This is a genomic window from Marinomonas shanghaiensis (genome assembly GCF_003259175.1).
Lineage (GTDB): Bacteria > Pseudomonadota > Gammaproteobacteria > Pseudomonadales > Marinomonadaceae > Marinomonas > Marinomonas shanghaiensis.
Genome location: NZ_QGOK01000024.1, coordinates 36,326 through 49,683 on the forward strand (window position 1 = coordinate 36,326; position 13,358 = coordinate 49,683).

General features: G+C 45.6%; 27 protein-coding genes. All 27 read left to right on the plus strand.

The genetic code is table 11. The annotated features are described in order from the left end of the window. Window positions 1-3: 3 nt before the first annotated feature. Entirely contained in the window at window positions 4-642 is a 639-nt protein-coding gene (gene rplC / locus DKT73_RS17295) for a 50S ribosomal protein L3 (protein ID WP_111639792.1), read from the plus strand. A gap of 12 nt (window positions 643-654) precedes the next feature. Continuing rightward, window positions 655-1,260 carry a 50S ribosomal protein L4 gene (gene rplD, locus DKT73_RS17300; RefSeq protein ID WP_012071935.1) on the plus strand — a complete coding sequence of 202 codons (606 nt, stop codon included), beginning with the start codon at window positions 655-657 and terminating at the stop codon, window positions 1,258-1,260. Then, entirely contained in the window at window positions 1,257-1,553 is a 297-nt protein-coding gene (rplW, locus tag DKT73_RS17305) for a 50S ribosomal protein L23 (protein ID WP_012071934.1), read from the plus strand. The genes rplD and rplW overlap by 4 nt, the downstream gene beginning before the upstream one ends. A gap of 14 nt (window positions 1,554-1,567) precedes the next feature. Further along, window positions 1,568-2,392, plus strand: coding sequence for a 50S ribosomal protein L2 (gene rplB, locus DKT73_RS17310; RefSeq protein WP_111639793.1), 825 nt, complete (start codon window positions 1,568-1,570; stop codon window positions 2,390-2,392). A gap of 15 nt (window positions 2,393-2,407) precedes the next feature. Further along, window positions 2,408-2,683 (plus strand): 30S ribosomal protein S19, encoded by a 276-nt coding sequence (rpsS, locus tag DKT73_RS17315; RefSeq protein ID WP_012071932.1) that lies wholly within the window; start codon window positions 2,408-2,410, stop codon window positions 2,681-2,683. Window positions 2,684-2,697: 14 nt separating this feature from the next. Continuing rightward, window positions 2,698-3,030, plus strand: a complete 333-nt coding sequence (gene rplV / locus DKT73_RS17320) for a 50S ribosomal protein L22 (RefSeq protein WP_110577367.1) — start codon at window positions 2,698-2,700, stop codon at window positions 3,028-3,030. A gap of 14 nt (window positions 3,031-3,044) precedes the next feature. Then, window positions 3,045-3,725, plus strand: coding sequence for a 30S ribosomal protein S3 (gene rpsC / locus DKT73_RS17325; protein WP_110577368.1), 681 nt, complete (start codon window positions 3,045-3,047; stop codon window positions 3,723-3,725). Window positions 3,726-3,735: 10 nt separating this feature from the next. Beyond that, complete coding sequence (gene rplP, locus DKT73_RS17330) at window positions 3,736-4,149, plus strand: 50S ribosomal protein L16 (protein ID WP_012071929.1); 414 nt, start codon at window positions 3,736-3,738, stop codon at window positions 4,147-4,149. Then, window positions 4,150-4,341: a 50S ribosomal protein L29 gene (rpmC, locus tag DKT73_RS17335; RefSeq protein ID WP_012071928.1), complete on the plus strand. Its 192-nt coding sequence runs from the start codon at window positions 4,150-4,152 to the stop codon at window positions 4,339-4,341. 1 nt (window position 4,342) lies between these two features. Then, window positions 4,343-4,603, plus strand: a complete 261-nt coding sequence (gene rpsQ, locus DKT73_RS17340) for a 30S ribosomal protein S17 (RefSeq protein WP_111608632.1) — start codon at window positions 4,343-4,345, stop codon at window positions 4,601-4,603. A gap of 51 nt (window positions 4,604-4,654) precedes the next feature. Then, complete coding sequence (rplN, locus tag DKT73_RS17345) at window positions 4,655-5,023, plus strand: 50S ribosomal protein L14 (protein ID WP_067020125.1); 369 nt, start codon at window positions 4,655-4,657, stop codon at window positions 5,021-5,023. 17 nt (window positions 5,024-5,040) lie between these two features. Then, complete coding sequence (gene rplX, locus DKT73_RS17350; protein ID WP_111608633.1) at window positions 5,041-5,358, plus strand: 50S ribosomal protein L24; 318 nt, start codon at window positions 5,041-5,043, stop codon at window positions 5,356-5,358. A gap of 17 nt (window positions 5,359-5,375) precedes the next feature. Next, window positions 5,376-5,915, plus strand: a complete 540-nt coding sequence (rplE, locus tag DKT73_RS17355) for a 50S ribosomal protein L5 (RefSeq protein ID WP_111608634.1) — start codon at window positions 5,376-5,378, stop codon at window positions 5,913-5,915. Between the two features lie 12 nt (window positions 5,916-5,927). Further along, window positions 5,928-6,233, plus strand: coding sequence for a 30S ribosomal protein S14 (gene rpsN, locus DKT73_RS17360; RefSeq protein WP_012071923.1), 306 nt, complete (start codon window positions 5,928-5,930; stop codon window positions 6,231-6,233). Between the two features lie 129 nt (window positions 6,234-6,362). Further along, window positions 6,363-6,755: a 30S ribosomal protein S8 gene (gene rpsH, locus DKT73_RS17365; protein ID WP_111639794.1), complete on the plus strand. Its 393-nt coding sequence runs from the start codon at window positions 6,363-6,365 to the stop codon at window positions 6,753-6,755. 8 nt (window positions 6,756-6,763) lie between these two features. Next, window positions 6,764-7,297: a 50S ribosomal protein L6 gene (rplF, locus tag DKT73_RS17370; protein ID WP_111608636.1), complete on the plus strand. Its 534-nt coding sequence runs from the start codon at window positions 6,764-6,766 to the stop codon at window positions 7,295-7,297. Between the two features lie 10 nt (window positions 7,298-7,307). Continuing rightward, window positions 7,308-7,658 (plus strand): 50S ribosomal protein L18, encoded by a 351-nt coding sequence (gene rplR, locus DKT73_RS17375; RefSeq protein WP_111608637.1) that lies wholly within the window; start codon window positions 7,308-7,310, stop codon window positions 7,656-7,658. 10 nt (window positions 7,659-7,668) lie between these two features. After that, a complete protein-coding gene (gene rpsE, locus DKT73_RS17380; RefSeq protein ID WP_111608638.1) occupies window positions 7,669-8,169 on the plus strand; it encodes a 30S ribosomal protein S5 in 501 nt (166 codons plus the stop codon). Between the two features lie 6 nt (window positions 8,170-8,175). Continuing rightward, entirely contained in the window at window positions 8,176-8,361 is a 186-nt protein-coding gene (gene rpmD / locus DKT73_RS17385) for a 50S ribosomal protein L30 (RefSeq protein WP_111608639.1), read from the plus strand. A 1-nt stretch (window position 8,362) separates the two neighbouring features. Then, window positions 8,363-8,797 carry a 50S ribosomal protein L15 gene (gene rplO, locus DKT73_RS17390; RefSeq protein WP_072841824.1) on the plus strand — a complete coding sequence of 145 codons (435 nt, stop codon included), beginning with the start codon at window positions 8,363-8,365 and terminating at the stop codon, window positions 8,795-8,797. Beyond that, window positions 8,798-10,129, plus strand: a complete 1,332-nt coding sequence (gene secY, locus DKT73_RS17395) for a preprotein translocase subunit SecY (RefSeq protein WP_111639795.1) — start codon at window positions 8,798-8,800, stop codon at window positions 10,127-10,129. Window positions 10,130-10,149: 20 nt separating this feature from the next. Next, the gene (gene rpmJ / locus DKT73_RS17400) at window positions 10,150-10,263 is read left to right on the plus strand and encodes a 50S ribosomal protein L36 (RefSeq protein WP_012071915.1); all 114 of its coding nucleotides are present in this window, start codon (window positions 10,150-10,152) and stop codon (window positions 10,261-10,263) included. Between the two features lie 128 nt (window positions 10,264-10,391). Beyond that, complete coding sequence (rpsM, locus tag DKT73_RS17405; protein WP_111608642.1) at window positions 10,392-10,748, plus strand: 30S ribosomal protein S13; 357 nt, start codon at window positions 10,392-10,394, stop codon at window positions 10,746-10,748. Window positions 10,749-10,812: 64 nt separating this feature from the next. Then, window positions 10,813-11,205, plus strand: coding sequence for a 30S ribosomal protein S11 (gene rpsK / locus DKT73_RS17410; protein WP_009836290.1), 393 nt, complete (start codon window positions 10,813-10,815; stop codon window positions 11,203-11,205). 16 nt (window positions 11,206-11,221) lie between these two features. Next, window positions 11,222-11,842, plus strand: a complete 621-nt coding sequence (gene rpsD / locus DKT73_RS17415) for a 30S ribosomal protein S4 (protein WP_111608643.1) — start codon at window positions 11,222-11,224, stop codon at window positions 11,840-11,842. A gap of 33 nt (window positions 11,843-11,875) precedes the next feature. After that, window positions 11,876-12,880: a DNA-directed RNA polymerase subunit alpha gene (locus DKT73_RS17420; protein WP_111608644.1), complete on the plus strand. Its 1,005-nt coding sequence runs from the start codon at window positions 11,876-11,878 to the stop codon at window positions 12,878-12,880. Window positions 12,881-12,922: 42 nt separating this feature from the next. Next, window positions 12,923-13,300: a 50S ribosomal protein L17 gene (gene rplQ, locus DKT73_RS17425; RefSeq protein ID WP_111608645.1), complete on the plus strand. Its 378-nt coding sequence runs from the start codon at window positions 12,923-12,925 to the stop codon at window positions 13,298-13,300. Window positions 13,301-13,358: the final 58 nt, after the last annotated feature.

Genomic DNA, 13,358 nt, shown 5'->3' on the forward strand with positions numbered 1-13,358 from the left:
AAAATGGCTATTCAATTAGTCGGACGCAAAGCCGGAATGACACGTATCTTCACTGAAGAAGGTGTATCCGTGCCAGTAACCGTCATCGAGGTTGAACCGAACCGCGTTACTCAGGTGAAAACTGCAGAAACTGATGGCTACCAAGCTGTCCAAGTTACTGTTGGTACTCGCCGTTCGAGCCGCGTTAACAAAGCTGCTGCGGGTCATTATGCAAAAGCGAATGTTGAAGCAGGTCGTGGTTTGTGGGAGTTCCGCCTGTCTGGTGATGAAAAAGAAATCAATGTTGGTGATGAGCTAACAGTTGCTGATTTCGAATCTATCCAAATGGTTGATGTAACTGGTCAATCAAAGGGTAAAGGGTTTCAAGGTGCCATTAAGCGTCACAATTTCCGTACGCAAGATGCTACACATGGTAACTCATTGTCTCACCGTGCACCTGGTTCTATCGGCCAATGTCAAACACCTGGTCGTGTTTGGAAAGGCAAGAAGATGGCTGGCCATATGGGTGCTGCACAAGTCACTACGCAATCACTAGAAGTGGTTCGTGTAGACACAGAGCGTAACCTTATCCTTGTGAAAGGTGCCGTACCTGGTGCAGTAAATGGTGATGTTATTCTTCAATCAGCTGTTAAAGCTCGCTAAGAGGGGTAGACAATGAACTTGAATCTAACAGGCGCGGAAGGAACGGTAGAAGTTTCTGATGTAGCCTTTGCTCGTGAATATAACGAAGCGTTGGTACACCAAGTAGTAACATCTTACTTGGCTGGCGCTCGTCAAGGCTCACGCGCACAGAAAACACGCTCTGAAGTAGCAGGTGGTGGACGCAAACCTTGGAAACAAAAAGGTTCTGGTCGTGCTCGCGCAGGTACTATCCGCAGTCCGCTATGGCGTTCTGGTGGTGTCACTTTCGCAGCGAAACCACAAGACCACTCTCAGAAAGTGAACAAGAAGATGTATCGTGCAGCAATGCGCACCATCTGGTCTGAACTTGTACGTCAAGACCGTCTTGTTGTGGTTGAAGATCTTAAATTGGAAGCTCCAAAAACTAAGCTCTTCATAGCAAAAATGGCAGAATTGAATATTGAGAACGCTTTGATTGTTTCCCACGATTTGGATGACAATTTATTCTTAGCGGCTCGCAACATTCCTAACGTAGATGTACGTGATGCAGCGTCTATCGACCCTGTTAGCTTGATTGCTTACGACAAAGTGTTGGTGACAGTTGGTGCTCTGAAACAAGTTGAGGAGGCACTAGCATGATCGGCGAACGTATTTATAAAGTTCTGTTGGGTCCACACATTTCCGAAAAAGCAACGATCGTAGCCGAAGGCAATGGTCAGTATGTTTTTCGTGTAACTGGTGATGCAACGAAACCTGAAATCAAACAAGCTATCGAAGCGCTTTTTGAAGTCAAAGTTGAGTCTGTTCGCACGTTGAACCATAAAGGTAAAACAAAGCGTACAGTTCGTGGTCTAGGCAAGCGTAAAGACGTGAAAAAAGCGTACGTACGTTTGGCTGAAGGCCAAGACATTGATTTCATGGTCGCTGAATAAGGGGAGATAGGTCAATGGCTGTTGTTAAAAGTAAGCCAACGTCTGCAGGCCGTCGTCACGTTGTTAAAGTTACCAACAACGATTTGCACAAAGGCGCACCATATGCACCTTTGCTAGACACAAAAAGCAAATCTGGTGGACGTAACAATAACGGACGCATCACTACGCGTCACGTAGGTGGTGGTCATAAGCAGCATTACCGTATGGTTGATTTCCGTCGTAATAAAGATGGGATTTCTGCGGTAGTTGAGCGTTTGGAATATGATCCAAACCGTTCTGCAAATATTGCATTGATTAGATATGCTGATGGTGAGCGTCGTTACATTATCGCTTCCAAAGGTATGGTCGCAGGCAATGTTGTTTTTAGTGGTGCAGATGCGCCTATCAAAGCCGGTAATACTTTGCCTCTGCAAAATATTCCAGTTGGTAGTACCGTACACTGTGTCGAGCTTAAGCCAGGTAAAGGTGCACAAGTTGCCCGTTCTGCTGGTGCTTCTGCTCAGCTAGTTGCTCGTGAAGGTCGTTACGTTACTCTTCGCCTACGTTCAGGTGAAATGCGTAAAGTATTGACAGAATGTCGCGCTACTTTAGGTGAAGTATCAAACTCTGAGCATAGCTTGCGAGTTCTTGGTAAAGCTGGTGCTACGCGTTGGCGTGGTGTTCGTCCTACCGTTCGCGGTGCGGCGATGAACCCAGTGGATCACCCACATGGTGGTGGTGAAGGTCGTAGCAAAGGTGGTCGTCACCCAGTTACGCCATGGGGTGTGCCTACTAAAGGGTACAAAACGCGCAGCAACAAGCGTACTGATAAACTTATTGTACGTCGCCGTACTAAGTAATAAGAGGAAACGACTGTGCCACGTTCACTAAAAAAAGGTCCTTTTATCGACCTTCATTTGTTGAAAAAGGTAGAGGCTGCGGTAGAGAAAAATGATCGTCGTCCAATTAAAACTTGGTCACGCCGTTCTACTATCTTCCCTGATTTTGTAGGGTTGACTATCGCTGTCCATAATGGTCGCCAGCATGTTCCAGTTCTAGTAACTGAAGATATGGTCGGTCATAAATTGGGTGAGTTCGCTCCGACCCGTACATATCGTGGTCATGCTGCGGACAAGAAAGCCAAACGGTAATAAGGGGTATTAACATGAGTGAAGTAAGCGCTTCATTGAAGGGTGCTCGCCTCTCAGCGCAGAAGGCCCGTTTGGTTGTAGATCAAATCCGCGGCAAATCTGTTAGCGAAGCACTGAACATTTTAACGTTCAGTCCTAAAAAGGCGGCAGTAATTGTCAAGAAAGTACTAGAGTCTGCGATAGCTAACGCTGAGCATAACGAAGGTGCTGATGTAGATGACTTGCGTGTGTCTACGGCTTACGTTGATGAGGCTATGACTCTGAAACGTATTATGCCACGTGCCAAAGGCCGTGCTGACCGTATTCTAAAACGCGGTTGCCATATTACAGTTAAAGTCGCTGACTAATTAGGAGAAACCCAATGGGTCAGAAGGTTCATCCAACTGGTATACGCCTAGGGATAGTTAAAGATCATACTTCTACTTGGTATGCGAATAATCAAAACTACTCTAAGCTGTTATTAAACGATCTTCAAGTTCGTGAGTACTTGGAGAAAAAATTGGTTCAGGCTTCTGTTTCTCGTATCGAGATTCAGCGTCCTGCTCAGACAGCCCGTATTACAATTCACACTGCTCGTCCGGGTATCGTGATTGGTAAGAAAGGTGAAGATGTTGAGAAACTACGTAATGCAGTTTCTGAAATGATGGGCGTTCCTGTCCACATTAACATCGAAGAAATTCGTAAGCCTGAAATGGATGCGAAATTGGTTGCGCAAAATATTGCAAGCCAACTTGAGCGTCGCGTTATGTTCCGTCGTGCTATGAAGCGCGCAGTACAAAATGCTATGCGTGCAGGCGCAAAAGGGATCAAGGTTCAGGTAAGTGGTCGTTTAGGCGGTGCAGAAATTGCACGTGCTGAGTGGTACCGTGAAGGCCGTGTGCCTCTACACACTCTACGCGCTGACATTGACTACGCTACTTATGAAGCAGCTACAACTTACGGCATCATTGGTGTTAAAGTGTGGATCTTCAAAGGCGAAATCTTGGGCGGTATTGAACAAGTGCGAGCTGATAAAGGCGCACAAAAGAAGAAGTCTAAGTAGGGGGTAAGTCATGTTACAACCGAAACGTACTAAGTTCCGTAAGATGCAAAAAGGCCGTAACCGCGGTCTTGCTCTTCGCGGAAACCAAGTTAGCTTTGGTGAATTCGGATTGAAGTCCACTGAACGTGGTCGTCTTACTGCTCGTCAAATTGAAGCGGCGCGTCGTGCAATGACTCGTCACATCAAGCGTGGTGGTAGAATCTGGATTCGTGTGTTCCCTGATAAGCCGATTACTCAGAAGCCTCTTGAGGTTCGTCAGGGTAAAGGTAAGGGTAGCGTAGAATACTGGGTTGCGCAGATCCAACCTGGAAAAATGCTTTATGAAGTTGAGGGCGTTTCTGAGCAGTTAGCACGCGAAGCGTTTGCGTTAGCTGCAGCTAAGCTTCCTCTGTCCACAACTTTCGTAACGCGTACGGTGATGTAGATGAAAGCAAAAGAAATGCAAGAAAAGTCTGTAGCTGAGCTACAAGCGACCTTGATTGAACTGCTACGTGAGCAATTTACTCTGCGTATGCAGAAAGCCACTGGTCAGTTAGCGCAAACTCATTTGCTCTCGCAAGTTCGCCGCAATATCGCACGTGTTAAAACCGTGCTAAATGATAAGGCAGGTAACTAAGATGGCAGAAACAAAAGCGCGTACCGCTACTGGTAAAGTAGTTAGCGACAAGATGGATAAAACCATTACGGTACTAGTTGAGCGTACAGAGAAACACCCTTTATACGGTAAGTTTGTCCGTCGTTCGACTAAATTACACGCTCATGATGAAAACAATGAATGTCAGATCGGTGATATCGTTAAGGTTGTGGAAACACGTCCTTACTCTAAGTCTAAGACTTGGAATCTGGTTCAAGTTGTTGAGAAAGCAGCAGCTGTATAAGCTGCTCCTTCCTTCGTGAGACTTGTTATCTAATTTGATTGGAGAGCAGAAATGATTCAAACAGAATCGATGCTTGATGTTGCAGATAACAGCGGCGCAAAGCGTGTTCAGTGTATTAAAGTACTGGGTGGCTCACATCGTCGTTATGCTGCTATCGGTGACATTATTAAGGTCACAGTGAAAGAAGCGATCCCACGTGGTCGTGTTAAAAAAGGGCAGGTTCTTAACGCAGTTGTCGTTAGAACTAAGAAAGGTGTTCGTCGTTCTGATGGCTCAGTGATCCGTTTTGATGTAAACTCAGCGGTTCTATTGAATGCTTCAGGACAGCCTATTGGTACTCGTATCTTTGGCCCTGTAACACGTGAATTGCGTACAGAGCAGTTCATGAAAATTGTTTCTCTTGCACCTGAAGTGCTGTAAGAGGGAGAGGGGACATTATGCGTAAAATCAAACGTAACGACGAAGTTATCGTGATTGCTGGTAAAGATAAAGGCAAGCGCGGTAAAGTTGTTAAGGTAGTAGACGAAAACCGAGTTCTAGTTTCTGGCATTAATACTGTTAAGAAACACGAGAAACCAAACCCTATGAAGGGTTCAACTGGTGGTATCGTTGAACAAGAAGCACCTATCCAGGTTTCCAATGTAGCCATTTTTAACAGTGCTACGGGTAAAGCGGATCGCGTCGGCTTTAAATTGAACGAAGACGGTACGAAAGTGCGTGTTTTTAAATCAAATAGTGAAGCGATCGACGCCTAAGAGCGAGAATTATAGCCATGGCGAGACTTAAGCAAGTTTATAAAGATCAAGTTGTAGCAAAACTTACTGAAGAGTTTGGTTACAAAAACGTGATGGAAGTGCCTAAAATCACTAAAATCACATTAAATATGGGTGTTGGTGAAGCTATCGCAGACAAGAAACTTCTTGAGCATGCGGTAAATGATCTTCAAGCACTTAGCGGCCAGAAAGTAGTAGTAACTAAGGCTCGTAAATCAGTAGCAGGCTTTAAAATCCGTGACGGTTATCCGATCGGTTGTAAAGTGACGCTACGTGGCGACCGTATGTGGGATTTCTTCGACCGTTTGGTTGATGTGGCTATCCCGCGTATTCGTGACTTCCGTGGACTTAATCCAAAGTCTTTCGACGGTCGCGGTAACTACAGTATGGGTGTTAAAGAGCAAATCATCTTCCCTGAAATCGACTACGATAAAGTAGACCGTGTACGTGGTATGGATATTACCATTACAACGACTGCTCGTACCGACGAAGAAGGTCGTGCTTTGCTAGCCGCCTTTAGTTTCCCTTTCAAGAAATAAGAGGTAGGAATCATGGCTAAAGTATCAATGATTCAGCGCGAAGCAAAACGTACCAAATTAGTAGCTAAGTTCGCTGAAAAGCGTGCGGCTCTAAAAGCGATCATTAGCGACGTTAATGCATCGGACGATGAAAAGTGGGAAGCAACGCTTAAATTACAAGCGCTTCCACGCGATTCATCTTCTTCTCGCCAGCGTAACCGTTGCCAAATCACAGGTCGTCCGCACGGTGTATACCGTCGTTTCGGTCTGTCTCGTATCAAACTGCGTGAAGCAGCGATGCGCGGTGACGTACCAGGCTTGAAGAAAGCTAGTTGGTAAGCAAGTAGAGCGCGATCATAATACATGGCAGTGAGTGGGGTGTCTAAATACTGGACATTCTGCTCGCTGCTGTGTACTATGCGCGAGCTCTATTTGCTGCACAATGGTTTTTAAATTAGGAGCTCTTAAATGAGTATGCAAGATACCCTTGCGGATATGTTTACACGTATTCGTAATGCCCAGATGGCTGCAAAGTCTTCTGTGAGTATGCCTTCATCAAAAATGAAGGCATCGATTGCTGCTGTTCTACGCGAAGAAGGTTACGTAGGTGACTTCTCTGTAGATGAAGCAGTAAAACCAACGCTTACAATCGAGTTGAAATACTACGAAGGTAAGCCAGTTATCGAACAAATCAAACGCGCATCTCGTCCAAGTTTGCGTCAATACAAAGGCACAGCGGCTCTACCTAAAGTAGAAGCTGGTCTTGGTGTTGCAATCATCTCTACCTCTAAAGGTGTGATGACAGACCGTGCAGCTCGTGCTGCTGGTATCGGTGGCGAAGTAATCTGCACAGTATTCTAGGAGTTAGTATGTCTCGAGTTGCTAATAGTCCCGTGACGCTTCCTAGTGGTGTAGATTTGACCCTAAATGGACAAACTGTCGTTGTTAAAGGCGGCAAAGGTTCTTTAGAGTTTAATGTTCACACAAGCGTACAAGTGTCTAAAGAAGAAAATGTTATTACCTTCGCTGCGCGCGATGGTGCAAAACAAAGCCGTGCCTTAGCTGGTACAACTCGTGCTTTGGTTAACAACATGGTTGTTGGTGTTAGCCAAGGTTTCGAGAAAAGATTGCTTCTTCAAGGTGTTGGTTACCGTGCTGCGCTTAAAGGCAACGTACTTAACCTATCTCTGGGTTTTTCTCACCCAGTTGATTATGAACTACCTGAAGGCATCACAGCTGAATGTGCTTCTCAAACAGAAATCGTGATTCGTGGTGTTGATAAACAAGCCGTTGGTCAGGTTGCTGCAGAAGTTCGCGGTTTCCGTCCACCAGAGCCATACAAAGGCAAAGGTGTTCGCTATGCTGACGAAATTATTCGTCGTAAAGAAGCTAAGAAGAAGTAGGTAGGCATTCATGAACACTAAAAAACAATCTCGGATTCGTCGTGCACGTCGTGCTCGTTTGCATATTCGTGACTTAGGTGCGAATCGTCTTACTGTACATCGCACACCACGCCATATGTATGCTCAAGTGATTTCTCCTTGTGGTAGCAAAGTGCTAGCAAGCGCTTCTACTCTTGAAGAAGCTCTTCGTGGCTCAGCGACTGGTAACAAAGCAGCGGCTAAAGAAGTCGGTACTTTGATTGCTGCTCGCGCTAAAGAAGCAGGTGTCACTTCGGTCGCTTTTGACCGTTCTGGCTTCAAATATCATGGTCGCGTTCAGGTTCTTGCTGACGCTGCACGTGAAGCCGGTCTAGAGTTCTAAGGGGTAGCAAATGGCAGTTAATGATCAACAAACTAGCGACCTCCAAGAGAAGCTAGTACAAGTAAACCGCGTTGCTAAAGTAGTGAAGGGTGGTCGTATCTTCTCTTTCACAGCTTTGACAGTCGTTGGTGATGGTAAAGGTAAGGTTGGCTTCGGTCGCGGTAAAGCGCGTGAAGTTCCTCAAGCAATTCAAAAAGCTATGGAACAAGCTCGCCGTAACATGATTTCTGTTAAGCTTGATGGCGATACTTTACAGTATCCAGTTAAAGCAAATCATGGTGCGTCTAATGTTTACATGCAGCCTGCGTCTCAAGGTACTGGTATCATAGCCGGTGGTGCAATGCGTGCGGTTCTAGAAATCGCTGGCGTTCACAACGTATTGGCAAAATGTTACGGTTCTACAAACCCAGTAAACGTAGTTCGCGCTACGATCAAAGGTTTGCAGGATATGAAAGCACCTGAACAAATCGCGGCTAAACGCGGTAAGTCAGTCGATCAAATTTTGGGGTAATGTGTTATGGCGAATAATACCATCACAGTTCAACTAACCCGCAGCCCGATCGGTCGTCTTCCAAAGCACCGTGAAACTGTTAAAGGCTTGGGTTTGCGTAAAGTTGGCCAAACTCGTCAGTTGGAAGATACTCCTTCTGTACGTGGTATGGTTAATAAAGTTTATTACATGGTTAAAGTGGTAGGGGAATAACATGTTCTTAAATACACTTCGTCCTGGCGAAGGTAGCAAGCATGCTCCTAAACGTGTTGGTCGCGGCATTGGTAGCGGCTTGGGCAAAACCGGCGGACGAGGCCATAAAGGTCTTAAGTCTCGCTCTGGTGGCTCAGTAAAACCTGGTTTTGAAGGTGGTCAAATGCCTTTGCAGCGTCGTCTGCCAAAATTCGGTTTTACTTCACGTCAGGCAAAGTATGTTGCTGAAGTTCGTTTAAACGAGCTTGCTGCTGTAAATGCTGAAGTTGTAGATTTGGCTGCTCTTAAAGGCGCCGACATTCTAGGTCATCAAATTAAGACTGCACGTGTGATTTTGTCTGGTTCCATCGACAAAGCCATCACTGTTCGTGGTCTTAAAGTGACTAAAGGTGCTCGTGCCGCTATTGAAGCAGCTGGCGGAAAAGTCGAGGAATAAATGGCAAAGCGTGGCTCACTACCTGCTGGAATGCAAAATGGATTAGGCGAGCTTTGGGCTCGTATACGCTTTGTGTTTATAGCAATTATTGTATACCGAATTGGTGCACATATTCCTGTTCCGGGTATTAACCCTGATAGGTTATCAGCGCTGTTTGATCAAAATGAAGGCACTATTCTGAGTTTATTTAACGTATTCTCAGGGGGCGCGCTTGAGCGCATGAGTATTCTTGCGCTTGGGATTTTGCCCTATATTTCTGCCTCTATTATTATGCAGTTATTGACGGTTGTGAGTCCGCAGCTAGAGCAGCTCAAGAAAGAGGGTGAAGCGGGTCGTCGTAAGATTACTCAGTACACTCGTTACGGTACGGTGCTTCTTGCCCTAGTCCAGTCCGCCAGTATGGCGGTTGGTTTGGCAAGCCAAGGTATATCATTTAGCAGCGGCATAGAGTTTTATGCTGTGGCTGTTGTGACACTTGTGGCTGGTACTGTTTTCTTGATGTGGTTGGGTGAGCAAGTTACCGAAAAAGGGATTGGTAATGGTATTTCCATATTAATCTTTGCCGGTATCGTTGCTGGTCTGCCTTCCGCTCTAGGTCGTTCGTTTGAGTCGGCTCGTCAAGGCGATATTAATATTTTAGCTCTGTTGTTGATTGGTATATTGGCCATTGCGACTATTGCGTTCGTTGTGTTCATCGAACGTGGTCAACGTCGCATAACGGTGAATTATGCTAAGCGCCAACAAGGCAAAAAGGTGTTTGCCGCACAAAAGAGTCATTTGCCTCTTAAAGTAAATATGGCTGGTGTTATACCACCTATTTTTGCTTCAAGTATCCTTCTTTTCCCAGCTTCGATTGGACAATGGTTCGGTCAGGGTGAGGGGATGGAGTGGTTGCAAAATACCTCTTTGGCTCTGGCTCCTGGGCAACCGCTCTATGTGCTGTTGTTTGCGATAGCAATTGTGTTCTTTTGCTTCTTCTACACAGCGCTAGTGTTCAATCCTAAAGATGTGGCAGATAACTTGAAAAAATCCGGTGCGTTTTTGCCGGGTATTCGTCCAGGCGATCATACAGCTCGATATATTGATGGTGTAATGACTCGTTTGACACTGTTTGGTGCTTTATACATCACGCTTGTGTCACTGATGCCTCAGTTCTTTGTTGTTGCGTGGAATGTTCCATTCTACTTTGGCGGTACTTCTATGTTGATCGTAGTGGTTGTCGTCATGGACTTTATGTCGCAAGTTCAAAGTCACTTGATGAGTCAGCAATACGAATCATTAATGAAGAAATCTAATCTGACTGGTTATGGTCCAAATGGCCTAATGCGCTGAGCGTAAGGTTGGAGTTGAACATGAAAGTACGTGCTTCTGTAAAGAAAATCTGTCGTAACTGCAAAATCGTTCGTCGTAACGGTTCAGTTCGAGTGATTTGCGTTGAACCTCGTCACAAACAGCGTCAAGGTTAATCGCGAGTTTGCTTGATGATAGGAAAGGGTGGTTGATTTATGGCCTAAAGATAGGCATAATCAGCCGCCCTCATGAAAGTAAAGTGATGAATTATCATTTAATCATCAATAACAACGGAGTAAAATGAATGGCTCGTATAGCCGGTGTCAATATTCCTGACAATAAACATGCGGTCATTTCTCTGACTTACATCTTCGGAATTGGTCGCACTCGTTCGCGCGCTATTTGCGCCGCTACAGGTGTTGCAGAGACTGCTAAAATCGGTTCTCTAAGCGATGATACGCTTGACCAACTTCGTGGCGAAGTTGCTAAGTATACTGTAGAGGGTGACTTACGTCGTGAAGTCAGTATGTCTATCAAACGTTTGATGGACTTGGGTTGCAACCGCGGGATTCGTCATCGCCGCAGCCTACCAGTTCGTGGTCAACGTACCAAAACGAACGCCCGTACACGAAAAGGCCCTCGTAAGCCTATTCGTAAGTAATTTAAACGCGTTTCGCTCTAGTCACAAGTTCACTAGAGCTGAGCATTAAATAGGAAAGTGCAATATGGCTAAGCCAGCTACGCGCAACACCAAGAAAAAAGTCAAAAAGACGGTCGTCGACGGTGTTGCTCATGTACACGCGTCATTTAATAATACGATCGTGACTATCACTGACCGCCAAGGCAATGCTTTGTCTTGGGCTACTGCAGGTGGTTCTGGTTTTCGCGGATCTCGTAAAAGTACTCCTTTCGCAGCTCAAGTAGCCGCGGAACGTGCCGGTGCTGTCGCACAAGAGTTCGGCCTTAAAAACGTTGACGTAATGATCAAGGGCCCAGGTCCTGGTCGTGAGTCCGCAGTTCGTGCATTGAATGCATTGGGCTTGCGTATCAATAACATCACAGATGTGACGCCAATTCCGCACAACGGTTGCCGTCCACCTAAGAAACGTCGCGTTTAATTGAGGAGACAGATACATGGCTCGTTATATAGGTCCAACTTGTAAGTTGTCTCGTCGTGAAGGTACCGACTTGCAATTGAAGAGCGGTTCACGCGCTCTTGAGTCGAAATGTAAAGTAGAGACGGTTCCTGGTGTGCATGGTGCACGTCGCGGTCGTCTTTCTGATTACGGCTTGCAGTTACGTGAGAAACAAAAAGTACGTCGTATGTACGGTATTTTGGAAAAGCAATTCCGTAACTACTATAAATCTGCTGCTCGTCTTAAAGGCGCGACAGGTGAAAACCTTTTGCAACTTTTGGAATCACGTTTAGACAACGTTGTATACCGCGCAGGTTTTGGTTCTACACGTGCGGAAGCTCGTCAGCTAGTAGGCCATAAAGGCATTCTAGTAAATGGCGCTACGGTTAACATCCCGTCTTACCAAGTGAAAGCTGGTGACGTTGTGTCAATTCGTGAAAAAGCTAAGAAGCAATTGCGTGTACAAAGCGCATTAGAGCTATCTAAAGGTCGTGCACCGATCCATTGGATCGAAGTTGATTCAACTAAACTGGAAGCAACTTACAAAGCTGTTCCAGAACGTGCCGATTTATCAGCTGAAATTAATGAGAACCTAATTGTCGAACTTTACTCTAAGTAAGTCGGTAATTAGGATTAAGAAATAGGTGGATCTATGCAGCGTTCAGTGAGCGAATTGTTAACCCCACGCAACATTGAAGTTCAGGAACTAGGCAACTGTCGCGCTAAAGTTACACTACAACCGCTAGAGCGTGGTTTTGGTCATACTTTGGGTAACGCTTTGCGCCGTATCCTGCTTTCTTCAATGCCAGGTTGTGCGATTGTTGAAGTTGAAATCGACGGTGTATTACACGAATACAGCGCAATCGAAGGGGTTAAAGAAGATGTAATTGAAATTCTTCTTAACCTGAAAGGAGTTGCGATCGCTCTACACGGGCAAGATGAAGCAACTCTTACTCTAAGTAAAAAGGGTCCCGGTATCGTAACAGCTGGAGATATCCAGTTGGTTGCTGATGCAGAGATCGCTAACCCTGACCACGTTATTGCGCACTTAGACGATACTGCTGAGTTAACGATGCAGATCAAAGTCGCTCGTGGCCGTGGTTATGAGCCTGCTGATGCTCGTGTTGCTGGCGACGATGAGACTCGTCCAATCGGTCGCTTGCAACTGGATGCCTCATTCAGCCCTGTTCGCCGTGTTGCGTACAGTGTCGATAATGCTCGTGTAGAGCAGCGTACAGATTTAGATAAGTTAGTCTTAGACATCGAATCTAATGGTACAATCGATCCTGAAGAAGCAATTCGTCGTGCAGCGACTATTTTACAACAGCAAATTGCTGTGTTCGTCGCCCTTGAAAGCGAGAGCGAAGCACCTGTTGTAGAAGAAGAGGATGAGATTGATCCAATTTTGCTACGCCCGGTTGATGATCTTGAATTGACCGTTCGCAGTGCTAACTGTTTAAAAGCAGAGAACATTTATTACATCGGTGATTTGATTCAACGCACTGAGGTTGAGCTTCTTAAGACGCCTAACCTAGGTAAGAAGTCGTTAACTGAAATCAAAGATGTTTTAGCACAGCGTGGTTTGTCTTTGGGAATGCGTTTAGAGAACTGGCCACCGGCTAGTTTGAAAGACGATAGCAAAGTTCTAGCTCGCTAGGTCATTGTTCCCTGACCACCGTAGTTTGGTAAGGAATGTAAAATGCGTCATCGTAAGAGTGGACGTCACTTAAACCGTACTAGCTCACATCGTAAAGCGATGTTTAAGAACATGGCTGCTTCTTTGTTCGAACACGAAGTTATCAAAACTACGTTGCCGAAAGCCAAAGAACTACGTCGTGTTGCTGAGCCGTTAATCACATTGGCGAAAGTTGATTCTGTTGCGAATCGTCGCCTTGCCTTTGCTCGTACTCGTAGCAAAGACGCAGTAGGTAAATTGTTCACTGAACTTGGTCCTCGTTACCAAGCTCGTCCTGGTGGTTATGTTCGCATTCTTAAATGTGGCTTCCGCTCAGGTGACAACGCGCCTATGGCTTATGTTGAATTGGTCGATCGTCCAGTCACAGAAGCCGCTGAGTAATATCAGTTTGTAATAAAAAGCCGAGCTATTTGATTAGCTCGGCTTTTTTTTGCCAAAT